Source organism: Streptomyces sp. NPDC006174, assembly GCF_040614075.1.
Taxonomy (GTDB): domain Bacteria; phylum Actinomycetota; class Actinomycetes; order Streptomycetales; family Streptomycetaceae; genus Streptomyces.
Map to the genome: position 1 here is coordinate 23,388 of NZ_JBEXTJ010000002.1, position 26,598 is coordinate 49,985.

Below are 26,598 nucleotides of genomic sequence, written 5' to 3' on the forward strand. Positions count from 1 at the left end.
TCATCAGGTTTCTGCGGTACGGGCGTGCCGTCGGTACCGAGCGTGAGCCGAGCCGAGCCGAGTGGAACCGATCCGAGTGGAACCGATCTGGGGTGGTGCCGAGCTGCGTGGAGCCGGGGGCGCCCGCCACGGGCGCCGCGTGTCTGCCGGCCGGGCCCGAACCCCGCCGCGTGGGGCGGAGGCGTGACCGTCACTGATCGCGACCGTCACGGGTAAGGACGTCCGGACCCGCTGTCAGGTTCCTGAGCGATCACATCCGCCCGTGAGCGTCTGCCCCGAGCATCGCCGATTACGTACCCAGCCTGCCCGGAATGACGCCGCCCCTGGGATTTCCTCCCCGAGGCACCCCTGGTGGAGCCTTGTTGAACGGCCCCAGTCGATCGTAATTAGCCGCCGGAGGGTGCATTTTTCGGCCAACTTGACTGACACTGGAAGGGAGCTGATCCGGCGAGCCTACAGGGGACAATGCTGGACATCAGGTTACTTGTGCGTGTACATGTGGATGCATTGATAGTGGCGCAGAATCACATGGGGGTTTGCGATGCTATTCGACGAATCGCACCGGCCGGAAAGCTGACTGCCATGAGCGCCCCGCACCTGCCGAAAGTGGCTGGAATCGATCCAGAAGTTCCGGTTTCAACGCACACTGCCGCTCCTCTGAGAGAGGTTCCGGCAGCGCCCGGAGCCTTCATCCAGGACCGGCTCGCGGGCTGGGTCTCGGATCTCACGACCCTGCACGAGCTCACCGAGCGGCTGGCCTCCACCACCACCCTCGACGCCGCCCTGAACGAGCTGCTGCACGCCGGAGCCGCCCTCGTCGGCGCCCGCCGCGGCCTCCTCGTCCTGGAACCGGCCGGCGGCCACGCGATGCCGTCCACCACGCTCGGCCTCGGCCTCAGCCACGCGGACCTCGGGCACATCGAGACCGTACGGCGCGACGCCACCGCGCTCGGCCGCGTCCTCGACGGCTACCCCGGCACCGCCGACGGCATCGCCACCGCCGACCTGCTCGGCGACACCGGCCTGGACCCCCGCCACCGCGAGGTCGCCACCCACCTCGGCTACGCCGCCAGTTACGCCCTGCCGCTGGCCTCCGAGGCCGCCGGACGGCTCGGCGCGGCCCTCTGGCTCTACGCCGAACCCGGCGAGCCCTCGGAGAAGCAGCGCCACCTCGTCGGCCTGTACGCGCGGTACGCCACCGAGCACCTGGCCCGCCTGATCGAGCTGGAGCGCGCCCGCGCCGACATCGCGACCGTCGCCGGGGAGCTGCTGCCCAGCCGGCTGCCCCGCATCCCCGGCGTCCAGCTCGCCGCCCGCCACCGGACCGGCCCGCGAGGCGGCGGCGACTGGTACGACGCGCTGCCGCTCCCGGACCACGCGCTCGGCCTCGCGGTCGGCTCGGTCGGCGGATCGGGGCCGAGCGCCATGGCCGCCATGGGCCGACTGCGCGCCAGCCTGCGGGCGTACGCCGTGATGGAGGGCGAGGACCCCGTCGCCGTACTCTCCGATCTGGAACTCCTGCTGCGGCTGACCGAACCCGCGCGGACCGCCACCGCCCTCTTCGCCTACTGCGAGCCCGCCGCCCGCAAGGTCGTGCTCGCCGGGGCCGGGCACACTCCGCCGCTGGTGCTCGGCGAGCGGCGCTGCGAGTACGTCGAGACCACGCTCTCCGCGCCGCTGGGAATGCTGACCTGCTGGGAGGCGCCGAGCGTGGAGTTCTCGCCCGCGCCCGGAGAAACGGTGCTGCTCTACACCGACGGGCTGCTGCGCCGCACCGGCGACGCGATGGACCGCGCCTTCGCCCGGCTGCACTCCGCCGCCGCCTCCGTACCGAAGGCGGGCCGGCACGATCCCGAAGCCGTCGCCGACCACGTCCTGCGCACGGTGCTGCCCGACGGGCTCGACCGGAGCGACTCCACCGAGGACGTGGTCCTCCTCGCCGCGCACTTCGAATGACCTCCTAGGTAACAGGCCTTTCGGCCCTGGGACCCCTTCCGTACGCCCGTACGATGGGTAATGGTCCAGTGTCGTAACAAGGAGAGACAAATCGTGTCTGAGGAGCTCATCCCGGAGACCCCGGAGCAGGAGACCGAGGAGAACGAAGCGGCGGAGCCGATCAAGCAGCGGAAGAACGGCCTGTATCCGGGTGTCTCCGACGAGCTTGCCGAGAACATGAAGTCGGGCTGGGCCGACACCGAGCTGCACGGGCTCGAACCGATCGCCCAGGCCGCGCACACCGCCGCCCGCCGCGCCGCGCTCTCCGCGCGCTTCCCCGGCGAGCGCCTCGTGATCCCCGCGGGCAATCTGAAGACCCGCTCCAACGACACCGAGTACGCCTTCCGCGCCTCCACCGAGTACGCGTACCTCACCGGCGACCGGACGCAGGACGGCGTCCTCGTCCTGGAGCCGACCGGTGACAGCGGCCACCGGGCCACGATCTACCTGCTGCCGCGCTCCGACCGCGAGAACGGCGAGTTCTGGCTGGACGGCCAGGGCGAGCTGTGGGTCGGCCGCCGCCACTCGCTCGCCGAGGCCGAGCAGCTGCTGGGCATCCCGGCGCAGGACGTCCGCGAGATCGCCGCCGCGCTGGCCGAGGCCACCGGCCCGGTCCGTAACGTCCGTGGCCACGACGCCGCCATCGAGGCCGCGCTCACCGACAAGGTGACCGCCGAGCGCGACGAGGAGCTGCGCGTCCACCTCTCCGAGGCCCGCCTCGTGAAGGACGCCTTCGAGATCGCGGAGCTGCAGAAGGCCTGCGACGCCACCGCGCGCGGCTTCGAGGACGTCGTCAGGAGCCTGGACAAGGCCGAGGCGACCAGCGAGCGCTTCATCGAAGGAACGTTCTTCCTCCGCGCCCGCATCGAGGGCAACGACATCGGCTACGGCTCGATCTGCGCCGCCGGACCGCACGCCACCACACTCCACTGGGTCCGCAACGACGGTGCCGTCCGCGCCGGCGAGCTGCTGCTCCTGGACGCCGGAGTGGAGACCAACGACCTCTACACCGCCGACGTGACGCGCACGCTGCCGATCAACGGCAGGTTCTCGCCGCTCCAGCGCACGATCTACGACGCGGTGTACGAGGCCCAGGAGGCGGGCATCGCCGCCGTGAAGCCCGGTGCCTCCTTCCGCGACTTCCACGACGCCTCGCAGCGCGTGCTCGCCGAGAAGCTCGTGGAGTGGGGCCTGCTCGGCGACCTGTCCGTGGACAAGGTCCTGGAGCTGGGCCTCCAGCGCCGCTGGACCCTGCACGGCACCGGCCACATGCTCGGCATGGACGTCCACGACTGCGCCGTCGCGCGGACCGAGGCGTACGTCGACGGCGTCCTGGAGCCGGGCGTCTGCCTGACCGTGGAGCCGGGCCTGTACTTCCAGGCCGACGACCTGACCGTGCCCGAGGAATACCGGGGCATCGGCGTCCGGATCGAGGACGACATCCTGGTCACCGAGGACGGCAACCGGAACCTCTCCGACAAGCTGCCGCGCCGGGCCGACGAGGTCGAGGCGTGGATGGCTCAGCTGAAGGGCTGACCTCTTCGCCTGATGAGAGGGCGCGCCGCTCACACCATGAGCAGCGCGCCCTCCCGCCATTTCAGGACCTTGTCGAAGCTGACCACCGCGCCCCGGCCCGGCCGGTTGCCGAACTGGACGTGGTCGGCGAGCTGCTCGATGAGGTCCAGCCCGCGGCCGCTCTCGGCGACGCACGGGATGTACGGGGCGAACGTGGGCTGGGCACCGACGGGCTCGGGGTGGCCCATGCGTTCGACGTGCTCCATGCGTTCGACGTGCTCGATGTGCTCCGCGTGTTCGGTGTGCGCGGCGGGGCGAAGCGCGCGCCGGGCGGGAAAGCCCGGACCCGAGTCGGCCACCTCGATACGGCATTTCTCGCCGTCCAGATAGGCCGTGACCCGGTACTGCCCGGAGTCCGCCGGAGGTTTTTCGGGTCCGCGATCCCCTTGCTCCTCAAGGCCCGACCGGTCGCCGCCGTGTTCGACGGCGTTGGCACAGGCCTCGCTGAGTGCGACCGACAGGTCGAAGGAGATGTCCGGATCCACCCCCGCGGTTTCCATGGTGCCGAGCAGAAAACGACGGGCGAGCGGAACGCTCGCAGCTTCGCGCCGCAAATGGAGTGACCACCAGATGCTCATGCTCCAGCCTCCTGGCTGCGGCTCGACGTACCGATACGTATTGCCGCACAAGGCACTTCGTAAGCACGGATCGGCCGTGAGAGCCCTCATTCGGCGGATGCGGATATTCCACGCACCGGTGTATGGCCTCCACGGCGGAAGCCGGGCGGTATCCGGAAGAAGAGCGTCCACAGTCCGTACATCCCCCGCCAACAGCCGCGACAAGCGCGCTTGCGGACGGAGGCTGATGTTTGGGACCTGCCGTACCGCCAAGGGGTGTGCAGTGCGATGATGTCCCGGCCATGTCCACGCCTGTCGCACACGCCGGAGCCGGTCTGCGGCTCATGAGGGCCGCGGTGTTCACCGCGGTCTGCGTCGTGCTGTCCGCGGCGGGACACGGGTTCGCGGCAGGCGCTCCGGTGCCCGCGTGGACCCTGCTCGCCGGGTTCCTCGGCGTCCTCTCCGTGGTCTCCGTCCTCGCCGGACGGGAACGCTCCCTGCCGTCGATCGCCGGTGCGCTGGCGGGCGGCCAGCTCGCTCTGCACGTCCTCTTCGCGTACGGCAGCCACGGCAGCGCGCAGGCCGTCGCCACCGCCGCGCCCCGGGACAGCGGTGAGAATCCGTTGATCCGTTTGGCCGCCGGGCTGGTGTGCGGTGGCGGGCCGGGTCAGCTCGACGCCGCCGACGCCCACCGCATCGTCACCACGGCCGGCATAGACCCCTCCACGGTCGCGGGCCACGGCCACCTCGCCTCGGGAGCCACCGCGGCGGCCGCGGACGGCGGACCGGGCACGGTAGCGGCGTACGCCTCGATGGTCGCGCTGCTGCCGGGCCTGCCGATGTTCCTGGCCCACCTGCTGGCCGCGCTCGCCGCCGGCTGGCTGCTGCGGCGCGGCGAGGCCGCCCTCTTCCGGCTGGCCCGGCTCTCGGCGCACGGCGCCCAGGCGCTCGCGGCCGGCGCCCGGCTGCGCTCCCTGCGCGCCGCGCTCGCGCTCGTACGGGCCCTGCGCGCCGGAGCGCGTGAGCAGCTCGCGAGCGGCCCGCGCGCGCTGCGTACGGCCGACGACGACCCGGTACCGGCCACCGAAGGCCCGCTGGACCACCTGGTGATCAGGCGCGGGCCGCCGGCCCCGTACGCCCTCGCAGCCTGACGCGACACCTGCGCCCTCCGCCGTACCCGTGACACCGACCGTCCATGAACGGGCGGTCCCTCAGGGACGGCTCACGCGGGCATGGCCGGATTCCTCCACGAACCGGACGAGGTGTCGTCCCGCCGTCGCGCGTCCGCGCGCCGGACCACCGTGTTCCGCGTCCCCCTGTGGAGTGAATACCGCCATGAACGTCTCCCGTACCGCCATCGCCGCCGGCGTCGCCGCGTCCACCGTCCTGCTGCTCGCCGGTCCCGCCGCCGCGCACGTCAGCGTCCAGGCGCAGGGCGAGGCCGCCAAGGGCGGTTACGCCACCCTCAACTTCAAGGTCCCCAACGAGCGGGACCAGGCCTCCACGGTCAAGGTCGAGGTGAACTTCCCGGCCGACCACCCGCTCTCCTCCGTCACCCCGGAGGCCGTGCCGGGCTGGAAGATCGCGATCACCAAGGGCAAGCTCGACAAGCCTCTCGAGGTGCACGGCAAGAAGATCACCGAGGCCGTCACCAAGGTGACCTGGACCGCCGACGGCTCCAAGATCGCGCCCGGCTACTTCCAGCAGTTCCCGGTCTCTGTCGGCCAGCTTCCCGAGGACGCCGACCAGCTGGTCTTCAAGGCCATCCAGACGTACGACAACAAGGAAGTCGTCCGCTGGATCGAGGAGCCGAAGGCCCGCGGCGAGGAGCCGGACAGCCCGGCCCCGGTCCTGGCCCTGTCCGCCGCGACCGACGACTACCACGGCGGCGGTGGAGCCGACGAGGCCGGTGACGACCACGCGGCCGACGACAAGGCGACCGACAAGGCCGCCTCGTCCGAAGGTGACACGAAGGAGACGCACGCCGCGTCCTCCTCCTCCAGCGACACCACGGCCCGCACGCTGGGCATCATCGGCATCCTCGTCGGCATCGCGGGCGTCGCCTTCGGCGTGCTCGCCGGCCGCCGCCGTACGGCCTGATCCACCGGGCCGGGCCGTACGGCGTACGCGTACGGCCCGGCTCGCCGGCCCCACCACCCGCACCACGTTCAGGACACCCCTTCATGCGCAACAGAAAAGCAGTGACGGCCGTGGCGTTCGCCGCGGCGGCCGCACTGGCCCTCTCGGCCTGCGGCAGCGGCGACGGCACGACGGAGTCCTCGTCGATCGCCGATGTCGAGGCCTCACCGAAGACCGAGGCCGCGACCGTTCTCGACCAGCCGTTCACCAAGCCGGACCTCGTCCTCACCGACACCGACGGCAAGAAGTACGACTTCCGCGAGGTGACCAAGAGCAAGCCGACGCTCATCTACTTCGGCTACACCCACTGCCCCGACGTCTGCCCGCTGACCATGAGCAACATCTCCATCGCCAAGCGAGGCCTGCCCAAGGCCGACCAGGAGAAGCTCCAGGTCGTCTTCGTCACCACCGACCCCGAGCGCGACACGCCTGCCTCGCTCGGCAAGTGGCTCAAGGCGCAGGACCCCACCTTCACCGGCCTCACCGGCGACTTCCCCACCATCCAGGCGGGCGCGCGGCAGATCGGCATCGGCATCGAGCCGGCGACGAAGGACAAGGACGGCAAGCCCGTCTCGATGCACGGGGCGCAGGTCGTCGCCTTCTCGCCGAAGACGGACGGCGGCTATGTGCTGTACGGCGAGGACACCACCGCCGAGGAGTACGCCAAGGACCTCCCCAAGCTGATCAAGGGAGAGAGTCCGTGAGCCGCCGCGCGGCCCTCGCCGCCGTCCTCGCCCTCACCACGGGTGTGACACTGGCGGGTTGCTCCACGGACAGCGGCGAGCCGGAGCTGAAGGTCGTGGGCGCGTTTATGCCGCAGCCTGTCAGCGACATGGCCGCCGGCTTCCTCGTCGTACAGAACAGCGGGTCCACCGCCGACCGGCTGACCTCGGTGACCAGCCCGCTCTCCGACGACGTCACGATCCACGAGACGAAGAACCAGCAGATGCGCGAGGTCGAATCGTTCGAGGTGCCGGCGGGCGGCGAGCTGGATCTCGAACGCGGCGGCAACCACATCATGTTCATGAAGCTCAAGAAGCAGCCCCAGCAGGGCGAGAAGGTCTCCGTCGAGCTGCACTTCGAGAAGGCCGACCCCATCACGGTCGACCTGCCGGTGAAGGAAACCACCCACAACCCGAAGAAGCAGTGAGGGTCCGACCGTGACGACTGCCACCGCCCCGCGCTCCGGAGCGTCCCCGATACCGCGGCCGTTCGCCGCCGCCGCGCTCGTCGCCGCGCTGCTCAGCCTGGTGTTCGGGCTGCTGCTGGCCGGTGCCGGACCGGCGTCCGCGCACGCCGCCCTCACCGGGAGCGACCCGCAGGACGGGGCGGTGGTGGCCACCGCGCCCGAGGAGGTCACCCTCACCTTCTCCGAGGCTATCGCCGTCGGCGACGGGTCGATCCGGGTCCTGGACCCGAGCAGCAAGCGCGTGGACACCGGCGCCGAGCCGAAGGACCTGTCCGACGGCTCCACCGTCCGCTACGGCGTCGAGCTCCACTCCGGCCTTCCCGAAGGCACGTACACCGTGGCCTGGCAGGCGATCTCCGCCGACAGCCACCCCATCTCCGGCGCCTTCACCTTCTCCATCGGCGCCCCCTCCGAGACCACCGTGGCCCTGCCCTCCGAAGAGGTCGGCGGCGGTCCGGTCGGTGTCGTCTACGGCATCGCGCGGTACATCGCGTACGCCGGGTTCGTCCTGCTCGTCGGCGGCGCGGCCTTCGTCCTGGCTTGCTGGCCGCGCGGCGCGAGCGCGCGGCCGATGCAGCGGCTCGTGGTGCGCGGCTGGGTCACGCTGACCGCGGCGACGCTGGTCATGCTGCTGCTGCGCAACCCGTACACAGGCAGCGGGAAGTTCGCGGACGCCTTCGACCTGGACGGGCTCCAGGCCGTCCTGGACACCAAGCCCGGCGCCGCTCTCGTCTCGCGGCTGCTGCTGCTCGGCGCGGCCGCGCTGTTCATCGCCGTGCTGTTCGGTACGTACGCCCGGCGCGAGGACGCCGTCGAGAAGAAGGACCTCACCTTCGGCCTCGCAGTCGGCGGCGGCGTCGTCGCGGCCGGCATCGCCGCCACCTGGGCCATGTCGGAACACGCGTCGACCGGCATCCAGGCGGGGATCGCCATGCCGGTGGACGTGTTGCACCTGCTGGCGGTGGCCGCCTGGCTCGGCGGTCTCGTCTCGCTGCTGGTGGCGCTGTACCGGACGCCGGACATCGGGAGCGCGGCCGTACGGCGGTTCTCCCGGGTCGCGTTCGGCAGCGTGCTCGTCCTGGCGGCGACCGGGATCTACCAGTCGTGGCGACAGGTCGGCTCCTGGCCGGCGCTGACCGGGACGCGGTACGGGCAGCTGCTGATCCTCAAGGTCGCGCTCATCGCGGTCCTGCTCGCCGTGGCGTGGTTCTCGCGGCGGTGGACGGGGCGGCTGACGGATGCGGCGGTGCCCGCCTCGGTGGAGCCGGAAGCCGCCGCGGAACCGGATGGTGAGGTCGCGGACGGTGTCGACTCCGAGCGCGCCGCCCAACTGGCCCGGCAGCAGGCCGTCCTGACCGCCACGAAGAAGAAGCGGGTACGGGACGCCGACGCGGAGCGTTCCGGGCTGCGCCGCTCGGTGCTGGCCGAAGCGGCGATCGCCGTGGTGCTGCTGGCCGTCACCACCGTGCTGACGTCGACCGAGCCGGGCCGTACGGAGGTGGAGGCCAAGGGCACCTCCACCGCGGCGGCGGCCCCGGCGGCGGGACCCGTCAACCTGAGCATGCCCTTCGACACCGGCGGCCGGAACGGCAAGGGAACCGTCCGGATCGACATCGACCCCGGGCGCTCCGGCGCCAACGAACTGCACGTACGGGTCGACGGCAGCGACGGCAAGCCGATGGACGTCCCCGAGCTGAAGGTCGCCCTCACCCTGGAGGCGCAGGAGATCGGCCCGCTGCCGGTCGCGCCGGACCGGCTCGCCGAAGGGCACTGGTCGGCGAGCAATGTCCAGATCCCGATGGCGGGGGAGTGGAAGGTAGACGTGACGGTACGGACGTCCGACATCGACCAGGTCACCATCGACAAGAACGTGAAGATCGGCTGAGGTACGTGAGCACGACCAGGAAGCAGGACCAGGACCAGGGCCCGGACTCCACGCCCGCCGGTGTCTCGCGGCGGCGGCTGCTCGGCAGTGTCGGTGCGGCAGGCGCCGCCGGGCTGGTGCTGGGCGCGGGCGGCGGGGCCGCCGGGTACGCCGCGACCCGCTCCGATCCGCCGACCGCCCTGACCACCGTCGGCTCCACCGAGGCGATGTTTCACGGGAAACATCAACCGGGGATCACCACTCCGCTTCAGGCCCGGGGCCACCTCGTCGCCTTCGACCTCGTGGCGGGCGCGGGCCGCAAGGAGGCCGTGGCCCTGATGCGGCGCTGGTCGGCGACGGCCCGCGAGCTGATGGCAGGACGACCGGCGGACGGCGCGGCGGACGGGCCCGGCCACGACACCGGCATCGCGCTGGACGCCGGCCCTTCCTCCCTCACCGTCACCTTCGGCTTCGGCCGTACGTTCTTCGCGCGTACGGGTCTCACCTCGCGGCTGCCCGCCGGGCTCGACCCGCTGCCCGCGTTCTCCTCCGACCAGCTGGACGCCAGGCGGTCCGACGGCGACCTGTGGGTGCAGATCGGCGCCGATGACGCGCTGGTCGCCTTCCACGCGCTGCGGGCCATCCAGAAGGAGAGCGCGGGAACAGTGAAGGTGCGCTGGCAGATGAACGGCTTCAACCGTACTCCTGGGGCCACGGACCGGCCGATGACCGCGCGCAACCTGATGGGCCAGATCGACGGGACCGGCAATCCGAAGCCGGCCGACGAGGACTTCGAGCGCCGCGTCTTCGTGCCCGCCTCCCCCGGCACGCCGCACGCGTGGCTGGAGGGTGGTTCGTACGCCGTCGTCCGCCGGATCAGGATGCTGCTGGACGACTGGGAGAAGCTTCCGGTGGACCGGCAGGAGCGGGTCATCGGGCGGCGCAAGGCGGACGGGGCGCCGCTGAGCGGCGGGAGCGGGACCACGGAGATGGACCTCGACAAGGCGGGCCCGGACGGCCGGCTCCTGATCCCGGACAACGCGCACGCCCGGATCTCCTCGCCCGAGGAGAACGGCGGGGCCGCCATGCTGCGGCGCCCGTTCTCGTACCACGACGGGATCGCGGAGGACGGCACTCCGGACACCGGGCTGCTCTTCGTGTGCTGGCAGGCGGACCCGTTCAAGGGCTTCGTGCCGGTGCAGCGGAAGCTCGACCGGGGCGACGCGCTGTCGCCGTTCATCCGGCACGAGGCGAGCGGGCTGTTCGCGGTGCCGGGCGGGGCGGCGGAGGGTGAGTACGTGGGGCAGCGGCTGCTGGAGTCGTGAGGAGGCTGGGCGCCTCTCGGAGCCCGGGGGCGCTCGGTCGCGACCGGATTCTGAGACGGCGACGCCCCTGCCGTACGGCGCAATAGGGTGAGCGTATGTCAGCCACGCGCTACGCCTATCTCGGTCCCGAAGGCACCTTCACCGAGGTCGCCCTCCGCACGCTCCCGGAAGCCGCCACCCGCGAGCTCGTCCCGATGGTCTCCGTGCCGGCGGCCCTGGACGCCGTACGCAACGGAGAGGCGGCGGCGGCCCTCGTACCGATCGAGAACTCCGTCGAGGGCGGTATCACGGCCACGCTCGACGAGCTGACCAGCGGCGAACCGCTGATGATCTACCGCGAGGTGCTGCTCTCCATCACCTTCGCGCTGCTCGTGCGGCCGGGCACCAAGCTGTCGGACATCAAGACGGTCACCGCGCACCCGGCCGCCCAGCCGCAGGTCCGCAACTGGATGGCGGCCCACCTCCCGCAGGCCGTGTGGGAGTCGGCGGCGTCCAACGCGGACGGCGCCCGGCTGGTCCAGGAGGGCCGCTACGACGCCGCGTTCGCCGGTGAGTTCGCCGCCGCCACCTACGGCCTCGAACCGCTGGTCACGGAGATCCACGACGCCGAGAACGCCCAGACCCGCTTCGTCCTGGTGGGCCGCCCGGCCCGGCCGTCCGCCCCGACCGGGGCCGACAAGACCTCGGTGGTGATCTGGCTGGGCGACGACCATCCCGGTGCGCTGCTGGAGCTGCTCCAGGAGTTCGCGGTGCGCGGCGTCAACCTGATGCTGATCCAGTCGCGCCCGACCGGCGAGGGCATCGGCAATTACTGCTTCGCCGTGGACGCCGAGGGACACATCGCGGACCGGCGGGTCGGGGAGGCGCTGATGGGGCTGAAGCGGATCTGCCCGAAGGTGCGGTTCCTCGGCTCGTACCCGCGGGCGGGCGTCTCCGCCGACGAGGTCCGGCCGCTGCGTGCCGGAACCTCGGACAGCGCCTTCACCGAGGCTTCCGACTGGCTGGCGCGCAGCCAGGACGGGCGGACCTGACCGGCTCCGCTCAGTTTGGTCGGCTCCGGTCGGCTCCGGTCGGCTTCCGTCGGCTTCCGTCGCCGCGGCTCGTCCCGGAGCGGAGCGCTCCGGCCCGGGCCGCTCTGTGCGCTGCGCTGTGGTCCTACCTACAGATTGTCATCCACCCACAGAGTTATCCACAGGCCCGCTTCTCGACCTGGGGACAAGTCGACACCTCAATGCGACATCGTCGACAAATCAACGCAGTGAGCCTGGATGCCTCCACAGAGGTCGAACTCGCCACGAGCCCGCCCAGGTCGAGCGAATTCCCTTGATCGACTCACCAGAGCGACGAATTGCCACCCGAATGAGCCTACGGGAGGGGTTTTGGCTCGGAAGTCCAGGGAAGCGAGCGCCCTTCGTCCAGCCTCCGGAACATTCCGTTCCGACATCCACAGAACTTCTTCACAGCCTGTGGATAACTATTCCGGAACGCACCCTCCTGTGGACAACGCAAGCGAGGGCGCCCCCAACTCCCCCTCCACCCAAGGCTCGTACGTCAAGAGAGCCCGCACCTTCTGCCCTGTTCAGGGGAGTTAACCACCGTTATTGACGCACCACCCGCGTGTGCACCTCGCGATTCACCACCAGAAATACCAATTGCGGCAATTCGGTCAAAGTGACACGCTCGGCGATATCGATTCGAGTGCCAGATCCGCGCACCGGTAGCCTGGAGGGGTGATTGACCTTCGCCTGCTCCGTGAGGACCCCGACCGTGTTCGCGCCTCCCAGCGCGCCCGTGGAGAGGACGTCGCGCTCGTCGACGCCCTGCTCTCCGCCGACGAGCTGCGCAGGTCGTCCGGCGTCCGCTTCGACGAACTCCGCTCCGAGCAGAAGCAGCTCGGCAAGCTGATCCCCAAGGCCACCCCGGAGGAGCGCGCCGAGCTCCTCAAGAAGGCCGATCAGCTCAAGGCCGACGTCAAGGCGGCCGACGCCGCCCAGGACGAGGCCGACGCCGAGGCCAGGCGGCTGCTCCTCCAGCTCGGCAACATCGTCCACACGGACGTGCCGGTCGGCGGCGAGGAGGACTTCGTCGTCCTGGAGACGCACGGCACCATCCGTGACTTCGGCGCCGAGGGCTTCGAGCCCAAGGACCACCTGGAGCTCGGCGAGGCGCTCGGTGCCATCGACATGGAGCGCGGGGCCAAGGTCTCCGGATCGCGGTTCTACTACCTGACCGGCGTCGGCGCGCTCCTGGAGCTGGCCCTCGTCAACGCGGCGATCGCCCAGGCCACCGAGGCCGGCTTCATCCCGATGCTGACCCCCGCGCTGGTCCGCCCGCGCGCCATGGAGGGCACCGGCTTCCTCGGCCAGGCCGCGGAGAACGTGTACCACCTGGAGAAGGACGACTACTACCTGGTCGGTACGTCGGAGGTCCCGCTCGCGGCCTACCACATGGACGAGATCGTCGAGGCGGACAAGCTGCCCCTGCGGTACGCGGGCTTCTCCCCCTGCTTCCGCCGCGAGGCCGGGACGTACGGCAAGGACACCCGCGGCATCTTCCGCGTCCACCAGTTCGACAAGGTCGAGATGTTCTCGTACGTCGACCCGGCGGACGCCGAGGCCGAGCACCGCAGGCTCCTGGAGTGGGAGAAGCAGTGGCTCACCGACCTCGAACTGCCCTTCCAGGTCATCGACGTCGCCACCGGTGACCTCGGCGCGTCGGCCTCGCGCAAGTTCGACTGCGAGGCGTGGATCCCGACCCAGGGCAAGTACCGCGAGCTGACCTCCGCGTCGAACTGCGACAGCTTCCAGGCCCGCCGCCTCTCCGTCCGGATGCGCGAGGGCAAGAAGGTCCAGCCGCTGGCCACGCTGAACGGCACGCTCTGCGCCGTACCGCGCACGATCGTGGCGCTCCTGGAGAACCACCAGCTACCCGACGGTTCGGTCCGGGTGCCCGAGGTGCTCCGTCCGTACCTGGGCGGTCGCGAGGTCCTGGAACCGGTCGCCAAGTGACCTTCCCCTTCAAGCTCGTCGCGACCGACCTCGACGGCACGCTGCTGCGCGGCGACGACACGGTCTCCGAGCGCACGCGCGAGGCACTGGGCGCCGCCACGGCGGCCGGTGCCGCGCACATCATCGTCACCGGCCGCTCGGTCCCCTGGACCCGGCACATCCTGGACGACCTCGGCTACGACGGCCTCGCCGTCTGCGGTCAGGGCGCGCAGGTCTACCACGCGGGCGAGCACAAGCTGCTGACCTCGCTCACCCTGGACCGGCAGCTCGCCGGTCTCGCGCTCTCCAAGGTCGAGGCGGAGGTCGGCCCGCTCGCGCTGGCCGCCAGCCGCGACGGCCTGGAGGGCGAGGTGCTGGTCGGCCCGGGCTACCGGGTGCAGGAGGGGCCGCTGCCGTACGTCTTCGTGGACGACGCCTCCGAGATGTGGACGGCCCCGCTGAACAAGGTCTACCTCCAGCACCCGGAACTCGACGACGACGCCCTGGCCACCGCGGCGCGGGCCGCCGTCGGCAATCTGGTCGACGTGGTCATGGCGGGCCCCGGCGTGGTGGAGATCCTTCCGCTCGGCCTGAGCAAGGCGACGGGTCTCTCGCTGGCCGCACGCCGGCTCGGCGTGAAGGCCGCCGACACCATCGCCTTCGGTGACATGCCGAACGACATCCCGATGTTCGGCTGGGCGCGGCACGGCGTGGCCATGGCCAACGCTCACGACACGCTGAAGGCCGTGGCGCACGAGATCACCGCGTCGAACGAGCACGACGGCATCGCGGTGGTCCTGGAGGAGCTGCTCCGCACGAGTTCCATCGCCACCGCGCCGCACTGACGCGCCGGACCCGCGGGCCCTGCCCGCCGTCGCTGAGCTCCAGCGACGGCGGGCAAAGCTTTTTTGCACGGCTCAGCGGCGTCCGGTGCGGCGCCGCAGATCCTTCAGCTGATACGCGAAGGCCTCCATCCGCGCGTCGAACCGGGCGTCCATCCGTACGACGTCCTGCGACAGGTCGGAGAGCCGCACGCTCATCGCACCGACCAGCTGCTGCGTCACCTCCACCTTCCGCTCCAGGCTGTCCAGCCGCTCGGACATCCGGCAGAGCACCGGCCCGAGCTCCTGGAGCGCACTGCCGACACCGGCGAGGCAGCTCTCGATCCGAGTGACCCGCGCATCGAGCGTGTCGTACTGGGCCCGCAGTGTCTCCTCGGCGTCGAGGAGGTACGTACGGACGCAGCGGGCGATGTCGCTGTCGCGAAGAAGCATGGCGACGTTGAGGACGGTTCGGCGGGTGTGGAGGGTCAGCTGAGTGGCTGCCTGTGGATAACTTTCCTCCTCCCCACCTTCCCATAGGGACAACATGTCCCTATGGAAGATCCGCAGGTCAGAGCCTCGAAGCAGCTTGAGGCCGTTCTCCGTCACCTCTTCCCGATGGCGCTGGGTGACCTTTTTGACGGCCCCTGTGGATACTTCGAAGTAACGTGCAACGCCCTCTGTGCGAACGTGAATTCCGTCCGGGAGCATGACAAGGATCTTCACCTTGTCGAGAACGTCGACGCGCCCCATCTGCTCGACGCGCAGCGCGCGCGATTCGAGCAGGGCGACTTCCGTGGGCATGGGCATGCCTTCCGTACGAGGGAATGACAAGGGACGGCCCCTACCCCGGGCTGCAGGGGTGGAGGACGCTCACGGTTGCCACTCACTCGATGACCGGACCGGTGGGCTCCAGCCTCACCCGGGTCCGGCACTCCCCGATTTCACGAACGCTACGACGCCACGGATTCCAGTTGCCTCCACGCGCCGTGACCAACGAACCGATAAACGTACGGTTACGCGCACATCTGTCCCGGTCATACGACAACCCCGCCCTCTGGGGAACAGGGGGCGGGGGTTGCACGGGATGCCGCCGGGATCAGGCGCGGCGAGGACTCACTCCTCCCCGGCCAGCTTCAGCGCGCGCAGCTTCTGGCCCGCGTACCAGGTGGCGGCCGCGGTCACGGCGGCCAGCAGGACCGTCGCGAGCGGCAGTCCCACGTCCGAGGTGACCATGCCCTGACCGGCCACCTTCTCCGCGACGGCGAGGGACCACTGCTGGACGCTGAGCGTCCGCGCGCCCGGCACCAGGCTGCCGAAGAGGGCTTCCCAGACCAGTGCGTACACCAGGCCGATGACCACCGCGTGGCGGCTGACGGTGCCCAGGAGCAGGAACAGCGCGCTGTACGCGATCGAGGCGACGAGCGCCGCGATCGTGTAGGCGATGGCGATCTGCTGACCGTTGCCGTTGAGGATCAACCCGGCGAGCAGGGTCGGCAGAGCTGAGAAGACCATGGTCACCGCGATGGCGACGATCAGCTTGGTGAAGATGATCGTGGGGCGCTTCACCGGCTTGGCCAGCAGGTAGACGATCGAGCCGTCGTCGATCTCGGGACCGATCGCGCCGGTTCCGGCGATCACGCCGATCAGCGGCACCATCGTGGCGATGGCGAACCCGCCGAGGACGTTGGCGGCGACCTGGTCATCGGCTCCGGCGAACATGCGGACCGCCGCCGCGAGAAGCAGCAGCAGCGCGGGAAGGACGAAGAGGATGGCGGCCCGGCGCCGGCCGAGCAGGGCCCGGTAGGTGAGCCGGGCGACTGTGGGGTCGTACATGACGGTGCACAGCTCCTTTCAGGCCACTACTCAGGCCGCTACGAGGTAGGAAAAGACCGATTCGAGGGACTCGTCGGACGGGGAGACGGTCAGCAGCCGGATGCCCTGTTCGCGGGCCACCTTCGGCAGCAGTTCGGTGAACCGTCCGAAGTCGACGGCCTGGATGCGCAGCGCCTTCTCGGTCAGGTCGACCTCGATGCCGGCCGTCGACGGGTCGGCGATGAGCGCGGCCGCGAGCGCCCGGTCGTCGCTGGAGCGGACCAGGTAGCGGTGCGGCCGGTCCGTCATCAGCCGGCGGATCTTCCGGAAGTCGCCGGAGGCGGCGTGCCGGCCCGCCACGATCACCTCGATGTGCGAGGCCAGCTGCTCGACCTCCTCCAGGATGTGCGAGGAGAACAGGACCGTACGGCCCTCGGCACCCATCCGCCGCAGCAGCTCCATCAGCTGCATCCGCTGCCGCGGGTCCATCCCGTTGAACGGCTCGTCGAGCAGCAGCACGGAGGGCTCGTGGACCAGCGCGGACGCCATCTTCACGCGCTGGCGCATGCCCTTGCTGTACGTGGAGATCTTGCGGTCCTGTGCGTACTCCATCTGGACCGTGGCCAGCGCCCGCTGCGCCTCCGCGCCGCCCAGGCCCTGGAGTTCGGCGTTGGCGACGACGAACTCCTTGCCGGTCAGGAAGTCGTACATCCCTTCCCGCTCCGGGACGATGCCGATCTTCGTGTAGACGCTCTCGTTGCGCCAGATCGGCTCTCCGTCGAGCGTGACCTTCCCCGTCGACGGAGCGAGGAATCCGCCCATCATGTTGATGAGCGTGGACTTTCCGGCGCCGTTGGGGCCGAGCAGTCCGGTGACGCCGGGGCCGACCGTCATGGAGACGTCGTTGACGGCGACCACATTGCCGAACCAGCGCGAGGTGTGGTCGATCTCGATGGTGGTCACAGCCCGACCCTCCGGTAGCGGCGCATCAGGACGGCGTACGAGCCGGCGACGAGCGCGAGAACAACGAACAGGTAGACCACTCCCGTACCGGCCCCCGGGCCTTCCCCTCCGGGGAAGGAGGAGGTGGCGCCGAGGAACGCGGTCTGTACGCCGTCGATCAGCGTGATCGGCGAGAAGAGGCCGAGCCACTCCACGGCGCCCGGCGAACCGGTCTCCCAGGCGATGGCCTGGACCGTGGAGACGGCACCGTAGGAGATGGTCAGCACCGCGATCACCGCGGCGACGCCGAAGCCGCGGCGCGGGGTCAGGGCGGCCATCACCAGGCCCAGACCGGCGAAGAGCACGGACAGCAGCGCCACCGACACCAGCCCCTGGCCGAACCACTTGGTCTGGTCGACGAAGTCGAACTTCGCGAGCAGAGAACCCACATAAAGGATGAGCAGCGGCGCTCCGGTGAGGATGAAGAGAGCGGTCGCCATGGCGGCGAGCTTCGCGACGACGTAGTCGGCGCGTTCGATCGGCCGCGAGAAGTACAGAGGAACGCTCTTGAAACGGAGGTCCCTGGAGACCGCCTGCGGCGCCTGTGCGGCGATGAAGAGGCCGATGACCGCCTGCAGGTAGATCGCGTACGACGTGTACTTGATGACGAGCTTGGTGGAGTCCGGCGCGGCCATGGAGACGGCCACCAGGATCGCCGCGACCAGCGCCATCACGCCGAACAGCAGCATCGGCAGCACCTTGGACTTGGCGGAACGGCCGAGTCCGAAGGAGCCGCGCAGGGTCTGGGAGTAGAGCGAGCGGCGGGCGTAGGCCCGGCCGAGCCGCCTGCCGTCGTAGGAGCGGTAGCCGATGTTGTGGATCCGGGAGGTGTCGCGCCCGGCCGCGGCCTTGGTCTCGGTGCTCATCGCGACCGCTCCCCTTCCTTCTGGTACGGCCCCGGTGTGGCGGCCTGCTGGACGACACCGGCGGCGGGGGCCGGGACGGTGCCGGTGCGCGCCGCGCTCTGCTCCGTACGGAAGACCTCGGCGATGTGGTGGCGGCGCTGCTCCATGCGGACGAGGCCGAGACCGAGTCCGGCGACGCTGTCGCGGACCAGGTCGTACGTCTCCTCGCCGGTGGCCTCGACCAGCAGGATGTGGCCCGCGCCCGGCAGGCCTTCCGCGTCGAGTCCGTCCTGGCCGACCAGCGCGACGCCGGCCTTGGTGAGGACCTGGCGCAGGGCGTCGGTGCCGTCGGGGTGGGTGTCGCTGTCGGTCACCTCGACCGCGAGCGTGGTGGTGATCTGCGTGAAGTCGCTGGTGGAGCTGGAGCGCAGGAGGGCTCCGCCGTCGATGACGACGACGTGGTCGCAGGTGCGTTCCAGCTCGCCCAGGAGGTGCGAGGTGACCAGGACGGAGATGCCGAAGTCGGTGTGGATGCGGCGGATCAGGCCGAGCATCTCGTCGCGGCCGACCGGGTCCAGGCCGTTGGTCGGCTCGTCGAGGAGGACGAGCTGCGGGTCGTGGACCAGGGCCTGGGCCAGCTTCACCCGCTGCTTCATACCGGTCGAGTAGCCGCCGATGGGACGGTAGCGCTCCTCGTAGAGGCCGACGTGGCGCAGCGTGTCGGCGGTGCGCTCCCGGGCCGCGGTCGGCGGCAGGCCGGACATACGCGCCATGTGCACGACGAACTCGGTGGCCGACACATCCGGCGGCAGGCAGTCGTGCTCCGGCATGTACCCCACCCGCTCGCGGATGGCGGCACCGCTGGTCGCCACATCGAGCCCGAGCACCGCGGCCCGGCCTTCGGTGGCGGGAGAGAGACCAAGAAGGATCTTGATCAACGTGGACTTGCCGGCTCCGTTGGAACCCACCAGGCCGGTCACACCTGGTCCGATGTCCAACGTGAGCCGGTCGAGCGCGGTCACCCGGGGGAACCGCTTGCTCAGGGCTTCAGTAGCGATGACGGCGTTCACGGATACGACGGTAGTGGCGTGGGCCACAGGGATCGTCAGCCCTGACGGCTGGATCGGCATCAGACTCCAGGCGTACGGCCCCGTAGGGGACCCCCGGGAAGGAGGAGTTCCGGCCCTCGCGTACGGCACCGCCCGGAGTTGTCCACAGGCTCGTACACACCCCTTGACGCAGCCGCCGGACATTGTCACATTCATCAGTGGCACGTTACGGGCACGTACCGCACACGGCAGGGAACGGACGGAGGCATGGTCGCGGCAGCACAGGACGAGAACGCCTCGGAAGTACGAGGGTCGAGGGCCCGGGCACTGCCGGGGTCCGCAGCACCGGAGCTGCGAGGGTTCCGGGAGGCGCAGCACCTCGCCTACGCCTGCGCCGAGGCGGTCGCCGGTCAGCTGAGACCGGGAGTGACCGAGCGCGAGGCGGCCCGGATGCAGCGGGTGTGGCTGCGGGATCGTGGCGTACGGGACTGGTTCCACCTGCCGTTCGCCTGGTTCGGCGACCGGACGGCCTTCGCCGGGTTCAAGGTGCCGCTCCAGTTCTTTCCGACGGACCGGAAGCTGGAGCCGGGCATGCCGTTCATCCTCGACATGGCGCCGGTCCACAAGGGCTACACCGCCGACATCGGCTATTCGGGCTGCCTCGGCCTCAACCCGCTCCACGACAAGCTCCTCGCCGACCTGGAGGCGCACCGGGAGCTGATCCTGCGGGAGGTACGGGAGCGCCGTTCGCTCCGCGAGATCTATGAGGACGTCGAACGCCTCATGTCCGCGCAGGGTTACGCGAACAGGCACCGCGCCTACCCCTTCGGCGTCATCGCGCACAAGGTGGACCGCGTCACCGAACGGCGTTGGTCCCCGAGCGTGTTCGGGTTCGGTACGCAGTCGCTCAAGGGGCTGGTGAGCGACGCGGTGCACGGCCACCGGGACGGCTGGTCACCGCTGTGGAGCCCGTACCGCTTCTCCGACCATCCGCCGCGGCCGGGGCTGTGGGCGGTCGAACCGCACCTCGGATTCCGGGGTACGGGTGCGAAGTTCGAGGAGATCCTGGTCGTCACCGACTCCAAGGACCCCGAGCAGAGCGCTTTCTGGCTGGACGACGATCTGCCGCATGTGCGGCGCTGGGCCGAGGAGAGGGTGGCGGCGTGAATCTGCCGGAAGCGCGCGAGCGCCGGGTGCGTACGGGTGGCGTCGAGCTGTGTGTCGCCGAGCTGGGAGACGGAGACCGGCCGACGGTGGTGCTGGTCCACGGATATCCGGACAGCAAGGAGGTCTGGTCCGAGGTCGCCGTGCGGCTGGCCGAGCAGTGGCATGTCGTGCTGTACGACGTCCGTGGCCACGGCAGGTCGACGGCGCCGAAGCCGCTGCGGGGCGGCTTCACGCTGGAGAAGCTGACCGACGACTTCCTCGCGGTGATCGACGCCGTCAGCCCGGACCGGCCGGTCCATGTGGTCGGGCACGACTGGGGGTCCGTGCAGTCCTGGGAGTTCGTCACGGTCGGGCGGACCGAGGGCAGGATCGCCTCGTTCACCTCGATGTCCGGCCCGTCGCTGGACCACTTCGGCCACTGGATCAAGCAGCGGATGGCCCGGCCGACTCCGCGCCGGGTCGGTCAACTGCTGGGCCAGGGCGCGAAGTCCTGGTATGTGTACCTGCTCCATACGCCGGTGCTGCCGGAGCTGGCCTGGCGCGGGCCGCTCGGCAAGCGGTGGCCGGGCATCCTCGAACGGCTGGAGAAGGTGCCCGCCGGCGACTATCCGACCGCCTCCCTGCCGGATGACGCGGCCCACGGGGCCTGGCTCTACCGGGACAACGTCCGCGCCCGGCTGTCCAGGCCGCGCGCCGACGCCTACGCGCACGCGCCGGTCCAGCTCGTCACGCCGACCGGCGACTCCTTCCTCTCCGAGCGGCTCTACGACGGCCTGGAGCAGTGGGTCCCGCGTCTGGTACGCCGGTCGCTGCCGGCCAAGCACTGGGTGCCGCGTACCCGGCCCGACCAGCTGGCGGCGTGGATCGGTGAGTTCGCCGCGGCCAACGAGGCGGGCGGCCAGGAGGGCCTGGCCGTCCAGCAGCCCGCGGCGAAGGGGCCGTACGCGGAGCGGTTCGGCGGTCAGCTGGTGCTGGTGACCGGTGCCGCCTCCGGGATCGGGCGGGCCACGGCCTTCGCCTTCGCCGAGGCGGGCGCCCGGGTGGTGGCCGTCGACCTGGATGCGGAAGGGGCCGTGAGGACGGCGGAGCTGGCCCGGCTGGTCGGGGCGCCGGCGGCCTGGGGCGAGGCGGTCGACGTCAGCGACGAGGCGGCGATGGAGAAGCTCGCCGAGAAGGTCGCCACCGAGTACGGCACTGTCGACGTCCTGGTCAACAACGCCGGGATCGGCCTCTCCGGCTCCTTCCTGGAGACCACGAGCGAGGAGTGGAAGCGGGTCCTCGACGTCAACCTCTGGGGCGTCATCCACGGCTGCCGGATCTTCGGCAAGCAGATGGCCGACCGAGGCCAGGGCGGCCACATCGTCAACACGGCATCGGCCGCCGCCTTTCAGCCCTCCCGCGCTCTGCCCGCCTACAGCACGTCGAAGGCGGCCGTGCTGATGCTGAGCGAGTGCCTGCGGGCCGAGCTGGCGGAGAAGTCCATCGGCGTGAGCGCCATATGCCCCGGCATCGTCAACACCAACATCACCGCGACCGCCCGGTTCGCCGGGACCGACGCGGAGGAGGAACAGCGGCTGCGGAAGCGGACCACCAAGCTCTACGGGCGGCGCAACTACCCGCCTACGAGGGTGGCCGACGCGATCCTGGAGGCGGTCGTGCGCAACCGGGCCGTGGTGCCGGTGACCCCGGAGGCGCGCGGCGCCCGGCTGCTCTCCCGGGTCAGCCCCGGAGCGCTGCGGCGGCTCGCCCGAGTGAAGCCGCCGCTGTGAGCGGGCGGGAGGTTGGAGGTACCACGTCAGGCAGCGGCAGCGGCGCCGAGTACCGGATCGAGGACCTGGCCCATGCCAGCGGGGCCACGGTGCGCACGATCAGGGGGTACCAGGACCGCGGGCTGCTGCCGACGCCGGAGCGGCGCGGGCGGGCCAATGTGTACGGGGAGGCGCATCTGGCCCGGCTGCTCCAGATCGCTGACCTGCTCGACCGGGGCTACACCTTGGCCAGCATCAAGGAGTTGCTGGAGGCGTGGGACGCGGGGCGCGGGCTGGGCGGCGTGCTCGGCCTGGTCGCCGAGGTGCACGGGCCCTGGACCGACGAGGAGGCGGACCGGATCACCCGATCGGAGCTGGACGCGAGGTTCGGCGGCACGCAGGACGACGAGGCGATCGCGGAGGCGGTGGCGCTCGGCGTACTGGAGCGCGTCCCGGGCAAGGCCGACGAGTTCCTCGTACCGAGCCCGCAAGAGCTGGCGGTAGCCGTGGAGTTGCATGCGGCAGGCGTCCCGCTGCTCGCGATCTCCGGTCATCTCACGGAACTTCGCGGCCAGGTCGAGCACATAGCCTCCCGTTTCCTGGAGTTCACCACCGAGCATGTCTTCGCCCGCTATCTCGGCCACCGGCCACCCACCGACTCCGACGCGGCCGAGGCAGCGTCGATGGTGCGCCGGCTGCGACCGCTCGCGCAGCAGACGGTGGACGCCGAACTGGCGCGCGCGATGCGGATGTTCGCCACCCGGCATCTGCATCATCACCTCGGCGCCCAGGAAAGCACGATCGAAGGCAGCGAGACCCGGCCGGTGCTCCTGCCGGCCCGGACAACGCAGGCTGTGCAGGGGCTGGTTGGGGCCGACCAGGTGGCAGCCTTCGTGGCGGCGGCCGCCGAACGCGAGGTGCAGGCACGTACCTTGGACGCGCTTACCTCATCTCACGCAACAGCCAACAAAGTTGATGAAAAGGGTTAAGTTGCCTGCCGGTTGTCCACAGAGTTATCAAACAGCCTGTGGATAAGTGGAGTTGGCTGTGGATCAAACATCGGTGCGAAGAAAGACGAAAAGAAGCCTGTAAGAAATCCGGATGCACCGATGAACCGCGCACGGGCACTCTGGCGGGATGGACGAACGTCGCACCGTCAAGGTGTCCAAGTACCTCTCGAAACATCTGCGGCACCAGCCGGAGCGCATCGGCATCACCCTCGACGGCAACGGCTGGGTGGGCGTCGAGACGCTGCTGAGCGCGGCGGCCCTCCACGGCTTCGCCATCAGCCGCGCCGAGCTCGACCACGTGGTCACCGTCAACGACAAGCGCCGCTTCACGGTGGCCGGCGACCGCATCCGCGCCAACCAGGGCCACACGGTCACCGTCGACCTGGACCTGCCGCCCGCGGAGCCGCCGGCGTACCTCTACCACGGGACGGTGGCCCAGACGCTGGACGCGATCCGGGCCGAGGGCCTGCGCCCCATGACCCGCCACCACGTCCACCTCTCCCCCGACCGCGAGACGGCCACCCGGGTCGGCGCCCGCCGTGGCCGTCCTCTGGTCCTCACGGTCGACGCGGGCGCCATGCACCGCGCCGGCCATGTGTTCCGGGTCAGCGCCAACGGGGTCTGGCTCGCCGACGCGGTGCCGCCTCGGTTCCTGCTGCTCCGGGAAGGAAACCGGCCCGGCCGTCAGCTCAGCTGAGCGAGCGCCTCCGTCGCGATGCGCTCGTGGACGGCCGGGTCGGTGTCGAAGTCCGAGTCCGGGATCGGAGCGTGGATGGCGATCTCGGTGAATCCGAGCTCCGCGTGGCGGCCCGCGAAGTCGACGAAGGCGTCCACCGACTCCAGCGGGGTGTTGCGGTCCGGGGTGAAGCCGGTGAGCAGGATCCGGTCCAGTTCGGAGGCGTCCCGGCCGACCTCCTCGCAGGCGGCGGCGAGCTTCCTGCTCTGCTCGCGGAGCGCCTCCACCGACTGCTCGGGCGTGCCGCTCTCGTACAGCTTCGGGTCGCCGGTGGTCACCCACGCCTGCCCATGGCGGGCGGCCAGCCGCAGACCGCGCGGGCCGGTCGCCGCGACCGCGAACGGCAGCCGGGGTCGCTGGACGCAGCCCGGGATGTTGCGGGCCTCCACGGCGGAGTAGTGCGTCCCCTCATGAGTCACCGCGTCCTCGGTGAGCAGCCGGTCCAGGAGCGGGACGAACTCGCCGAACCGGTCGGCACGCTCCTTCGGGGTCCACGCCTCCTGGCCCAGCGCGGTGGCGTCGAACCCGCTGCCTCCGGCGCCGATGCCGAGCGTGATCCGGCCGCCGGAGATGTCGTCCAGCGAGATCAGCTCCTTGGCTAGGGTCACGGGGTGGCGGAAGTTCGGCGAGGTGACCAGCGTGCCGAGGCGCAGCCGGCTCGTGGCGGTCGCGGCCGCGGTGAGCGTGGGGAGCGCGCCGAACCACGTACGGTCGCGGAAGCTCCGCCAGGAGAGGTGGTCGTAGGTGTAGGCGGTGTGGAAGCCCAGCTCCTCGGCGCGCACCCACGCGTCGCGGCCTCCTTCGTGCCAGCGGTCGATCGGCAGAATCACAGTGCTCAGTCGCATGAGGACGACCCTACGAGAGGCCCAGCAGGTGGCGCATCGCCTCCGCCGCACGGACGGCGGCGTCACCGCAGCAGTTGTTGAACAGGACGTGGACCTCCCGCGCCCGCTCGGCCGTCGCGCGGATGCGCGGTACCCACTCGGTGAGTTCCTCCGGCGTGTAGGTGTGCCGGAACCTCTCCTCCTTGGTGCCGGTTCCCCAGGCGGTGTTGCGGCCGTGGAACCGCACCAGCGCGAGCGCCGAAGTGGTGACCCGTACGACCGGTGGTACGGACATGGGCAGCGTCTGCACCATGTCCACGGCCACGGCGGTCGCGTCCAGCTCGGTCAGCAGGGCGGTCGTCGCGTCGCGGTGGTCCTCGCGCCACCAGCCCGGATGCCGGAACTCCACGGCCACCGGCCAGCCCGCCGCCCGCTCACGGCACCGGCGCAGGAACTCCACCGCCGGCCGGCCCGGCTGGAGCCCGGGCGGGAACTGGAACACCAGCGTCCCGAGCCGGCCGGAGGCCCGCAGCGGTTCGAGGGCCGCGCTGTACCGATTCCAGACCTCGTCGAGGAGCCCGGGATCGACACCGTCACGTGCCGACTGCCGCACCAGGGCCGGGCGCAGGTCGGCGGGGAGCGCTTCCGGTCGGGTCGGATGGCCGGTGAGCAGGGAGAACGCCTTCACATCGAACCGGAAGCCCGCAGGCGTGCGGTCCGCCCACAGCAGGCTGTTGCGGGTGGACGGCAGTCCGTAATACGTGGAGTCCACCTCGGCCACCGGAAACCGCTCGGCGTAGTGCCGCAGCCTGCCCTCGGCATCGCGGCGGCCCGGCGGGTACCAGCCGCTCGCCACCAGCGCCTTGTCCGTCCATGAGCAGGTTCCGACGCGGATCTCTCCCATCCCGCACGCCTTCCCCGAGGACTCCGGCGGACTCCTCGCGTGCGCCTGAAACTCTTTGGCATATGCCTGAGGAATGTTCTGCAGTTCAGAGGCGCGCCCACTCACATGTGCGCCCCTCCGCACGCACGTGCACTCCGGTGGGCGAGAATGACGAGGTGACCTCAGCTACCGATGCGCCTCTGCCTGCCGTGACCCGGCTGATCGCGACCGACCTGGACGGCACCCTGCTGCGTGACGACAAGACCCTCTCCGCGCGCACCGTCGCCGCGCTCGCGGCGGCCGAGGAAGCCGGGATCGAGGTCTTCTTCGTCACCGGCAGGCCGGCCCGCTGGATGGGCGTCGTCAGCGACCATGTGCAGGGTCACGGGCTGGCGATCTGCGCGAACGGCGCCGTGGTCACCGATCTGCGGGCGGACCGCGAGCTGCTCACCGTACGGGCGCTGGAGCGCGAGGCCGCTCTGCACGTCGTGCACACGCTGCGCGATGTCGCTCCCGGCACCTCCTTCGCCGTCGAGCTGACCACCGGCATCCACTACGAGCCGGCCTATCCGCCCTTCCACCTGGACCCGGGCGCCACCGTCGCCATCGCGGAGAAGCTGCTGCACGAGGACGTGCCGGGCGAGGGCGCTCCGGTGCTGAAGCTCCTCGCCCACCACACCGAGATGCCGCCGGACGCCTTCCTCGCTCTGGCCCGTACGGCGGCCGGGGAGCGGGCCTCCATCACCCGGTCCAGCCCCTCCGCGCTCCTGGAGGTCAGCGGGCTCGGCGTCTCCAAGGCCAGCACGCTCGCCGCCTGTTGCGAGGAGCGCGGCATCGCGCCCACCGAGGTGGTCGCCTTCGGCGACATGCCGAACGACGTCGAGATGCTCGGCTGGGCCGGAGCCTCGTACGCGATGGGCAACGCCCACCCCGCCGCGCTGGCCGCCGCCTCGGGGCAGACCCTCACCAACGAGGAGGACGGCGTGGCCGTGGTCATCGAGCGGATCCTCGCCGGCCGCTGACAGCCGTCACCTGAGCGACTCGCCGTGCCACCCGCTGACCGCGCG

General features: G+C 70.7%; 24 protein-coding genes. 16 read left to right on the plus strand and 8 right to left on the minus strand.

Going from position 1 to position 26,598, the window contains the following annotated elements; all coding sequences use genetic code 11:
• Positions 1–465 precede the first annotated feature (465 nt).
• The gene (locus tag ABZ267_RS04540; RefSeq protein WP_356755951.1) at positions 466–1,956 is read left to right on the plus strand and encodes a PP2C family protein-serine/threonine phosphatase; all 1,491 of its coding nucleotides are present in this window, start codon (positions 466–468) and stop codon (positions 1,954–1,956) included.
• A 93-nt stretch (positions 1,957–2,049) separates the two neighbouring features.
• Positions 2,050–3,531, plus strand: coding sequence for an aminopeptidase P family protein (locus ABZ267_RS04545; protein WP_356755953.1), 1,482 nt, complete (start codon positions 2,050–2,052; stop codon positions 3,529–3,531).
• A gap of 29 nt (positions 3,532–3,560) precedes the next feature.
• Here the strand turns inward: ABZ267_RS04545 and ABZ267_RS04550 are convergent, their stop codons facing one another.
• On the minus strand, positions 3,561–4,148 hold the full coding sequence (locus ABZ267_RS04550; RefSeq protein ID WP_356755955.1) for an ATP-binding protein: 588 nt from the start codon (positions 4,146–4,148) through the stop codon (positions 3,561–3,563).
• A gap of 281 nt (positions 4,149–4,429) precedes the next feature.
• On the opposite strand from ABZ267_RS04550, the gene ABZ267_RS04555 reads away from it, so the two are divergent.
• From ABZ267_RS04555 to ABZ267_RS04595, 9 genes are all read left to right on the plus strand, one after another.
• Complete coding sequence (locus tag ABZ267_RS04555) at positions 4,430–5,278, plus strand: hypothetical protein (RefSeq protein WP_356755957.1); 849 nt, start codon at positions 4,430–4,432, stop codon at positions 5,276–5,278.
• A 184-nt stretch (positions 5,279–5,462) separates the two neighbouring features.
• Positions 5,463–6,227 (plus strand): YcnI family protein, encoded by a 765-nt coding sequence (locus ABZ267_RS04560; RefSeq protein WP_356755959.1) that lies wholly within the window; start codon positions 5,463–5,465, stop codon positions 6,225–6,227.
• Positions 6,228–6,310: 83 nt separating this feature from the next.
• Complete coding sequence (locus ABZ267_RS04565) at positions 6,311–6,970, plus strand: SCO family protein (RefSeq protein ID WP_356755960.1); 660 nt, start codon at positions 6,311–6,313, stop codon at positions 6,968–6,970.
• The gene (locus ABZ267_RS04570; protein ID WP_356755962.1) at positions 6,967–7,416 is read left to right on the plus strand and encodes a copper chaperone PCu(A)C; all 450 of its coding nucleotides are present in this window, start codon (positions 6,967–6,969) and stop codon (positions 7,414–7,416) included. The genes ABZ267_RS04565 and ABZ267_RS04570 overlap by 4 nt, the downstream gene beginning before the upstream one ends.
• Positions 7,417–7,426: 10 nt before the next feature.
• Positions 7,427–9,340: a copper resistance protein CopC gene (locus tag ABZ267_RS04575; RefSeq protein ID WP_356755964.1), complete on the plus strand. Its 1,914-nt coding sequence runs from the start codon at positions 7,427–7,429 to the stop codon at positions 9,338–9,340.
• Between the two features lie 5 nt (positions 9,341–9,345).
• Positions 9,346–10,644 (plus strand): iron uptake transporter deferrochelatase/peroxidase subunit, encoded by a 1,299-nt coding sequence (gene efeB / locus ABZ267_RS04580; RefSeq protein ID WP_356755966.1) that lies wholly within the window; start codon positions 9,346–9,348, stop codon positions 10,642–10,644.
• 95 nt (positions 10,645–10,739) lie between these two features.
• Complete coding sequence (gene pheA, locus ABZ267_RS04585; protein WP_356755968.1) at positions 10,740–11,675, plus strand: prephenate dehydratase; 936 nt, start codon at positions 10,740–10,742, stop codon at positions 11,673–11,675.
• Between the two features lie 699 nt (positions 11,676–12,374).
• Complete coding sequence (gene serS, locus ABZ267_RS04590) at positions 12,375–13,652, plus strand: serine--tRNA ligase (protein ID WP_356755969.1); 1,278 nt, start codon at positions 12,375–12,377, stop codon at positions 13,650–13,652.
• Complete coding sequence (locus tag ABZ267_RS04595; RefSeq protein ID WP_356755971.1) at positions 13,649–14,476, plus strand: HAD family hydrolase; 828 nt, start codon at positions 13,649–13,651, stop codon at positions 14,474–14,476. The genes serS and ABZ267_RS04595 overlap by 4 nt, the downstream gene beginning before the upstream one ends.
• 72 nt (positions 14,477–14,548) lie before the next feature.
• Here ABZ267_RS04595 and ABZ267_RS04600 read toward each other — a convergent pair whose 3' ends face one another.
• From ABZ267_RS04600 to ABZ267_RS04620, 5 genes are all read right to left on the minus strand, one after another.
• Positions 14,549–15,256: a hypothetical protein gene (locus ABZ267_RS04600; RefSeq protein WP_356755973.1), complete on the minus strand. Its 708-nt coding sequence runs from the start codon at positions 15,254–15,256 to the stop codon at positions 14,549–14,551.
• A gap of 312 nt (positions 15,257–15,568) precedes the next feature.
• Entirely contained in the window at positions 15,569–16,288 is a 720-nt protein-coding gene (locus tag ABZ267_RS04605) for an ABC transporter permease (protein WP_356755975.1), read from the minus strand.
• A 30-nt stretch (positions 16,289–16,318) separates the two neighbouring features.
• Complete coding sequence (locus ABZ267_RS04610) at positions 16,319–17,230, minus strand: ABC transporter ATP-binding protein (protein WP_356755977.1); 912 nt, start codon at positions 17,228–17,230, stop codon at positions 16,319–16,321.
• On the minus strand, positions 17,227–18,135 hold the full coding sequence (locus ABZ267_RS04615; protein WP_356755979.1) for an ABC transporter permease: 909 nt from the start codon (positions 18,133–18,135) through the stop codon (positions 17,227–17,229). The genes ABZ267_RS04610 and ABZ267_RS04615 overlap by 4 nt, the downstream gene beginning before the upstream one ends.
• Positions 18,132–19,211: an ABC transporter ATP-binding protein gene (locus tag ABZ267_RS04620; RefSeq protein WP_356755981.1), complete on the minus strand. Its 1,080-nt coding sequence runs from the start codon at positions 19,209–19,211 to the stop codon at positions 18,132–18,134. The genes ABZ267_RS04615 and ABZ267_RS04620 overlap by 4 nt, the downstream gene beginning before the upstream one ends.
• A 219-nt stretch (positions 19,212–19,430) precedes the next feature.
• On the opposite strand from ABZ267_RS04620, the gene ABZ267_RS04625 reads away from it, so the two are divergent.
• The 4 genes from ABZ267_RS04625 (at position 19,431) to ABZ267_RS04640 (ending at position 23,785) form a co-directional block, all read left to right on the plus strand.
• Positions 19,431–20,330: a M24 family metallopeptidase gene (locus ABZ267_RS04625; RefSeq protein ID WP_356755983.1), complete on the plus strand. Its 900-nt coding sequence runs from the start codon at positions 19,431–19,433 to the stop codon at positions 20,328–20,330.
• A complete protein-coding gene (locus ABZ267_RS04630; protein ID WP_356755985.1) occupies positions 20,327–22,099 on the plus strand; it encodes an SDR family oxidoreductase in 1,773 nt (590 codons plus the stop codon). Before ABZ267_RS04625 ends, ABZ267_RS04630 begins: the two co-directional genes overlap by 4 nt.
• Positions 22,096–23,067: a MerR family transcriptional regulator gene (locus ABZ267_RS04635; protein ID WP_356755986.1), complete on the plus strand. Its 972-nt coding sequence runs from the start codon at positions 22,096–22,098 to the stop codon at positions 23,065–23,067. The genes ABZ267_RS04630 and ABZ267_RS04635 overlap by 4 nt, the downstream gene beginning before the upstream one ends.
• Before the next feature lie 148 nt (positions 23,068–23,215).
• Positions 23,216–23,785 carry an RNA 2'-phosphotransferase gene (locus ABZ267_RS04640; protein WP_356755988.1) on the plus strand — a complete coding sequence of 190 codons (570 nt, stop codon included), beginning with the start codon at positions 23,216–23,218 and terminating at the stop codon, positions 23,783–23,785.
• On the opposite strand, the gene ABZ267_RS04645 is transcribed toward ABZ267_RS04640, so the two are convergent.
• Together ABZ267_RS04645 and ABZ267_RS04650 are read right to left on the minus strand one after the other, a co-directional pair.
• Positions 23,773–24,669, minus strand: coding sequence for an LLM class flavin-dependent oxidoreductase (locus tag ABZ267_RS04645; protein ID WP_356755990.1), 897 nt, complete (start codon positions 24,667–24,669; stop codon positions 23,773–23,775). The genes ABZ267_RS04640 and ABZ267_RS04645 overlap by 13 nt on opposite strands.
• Before the next feature lie 10 nt (positions 24,670–24,679).
• Positions 24,680–25,552, minus strand: coding sequence for a DUF72 domain-containing protein (locus ABZ267_RS04650; protein WP_356755992.1), 873 nt, complete (start codon positions 25,550–25,552; stop codon positions 24,680–24,682).
• A gap of 155 nt (positions 25,553–25,707) precedes the next feature.
• On the opposite strand from ABZ267_RS04650, the gene ABZ267_RS04655 reads away from it, so the two are divergent.
• Complete coding sequence (locus ABZ267_RS04655) at positions 25,708–26,553, plus strand: Cof-type HAD-IIB family hydrolase (RefSeq protein WP_356755993.1); 846 nt, start codon at positions 25,708–25,710, stop codon at positions 26,551–26,553.
• Positions 26,554–26,598: the final 45 nt, after the last annotated feature.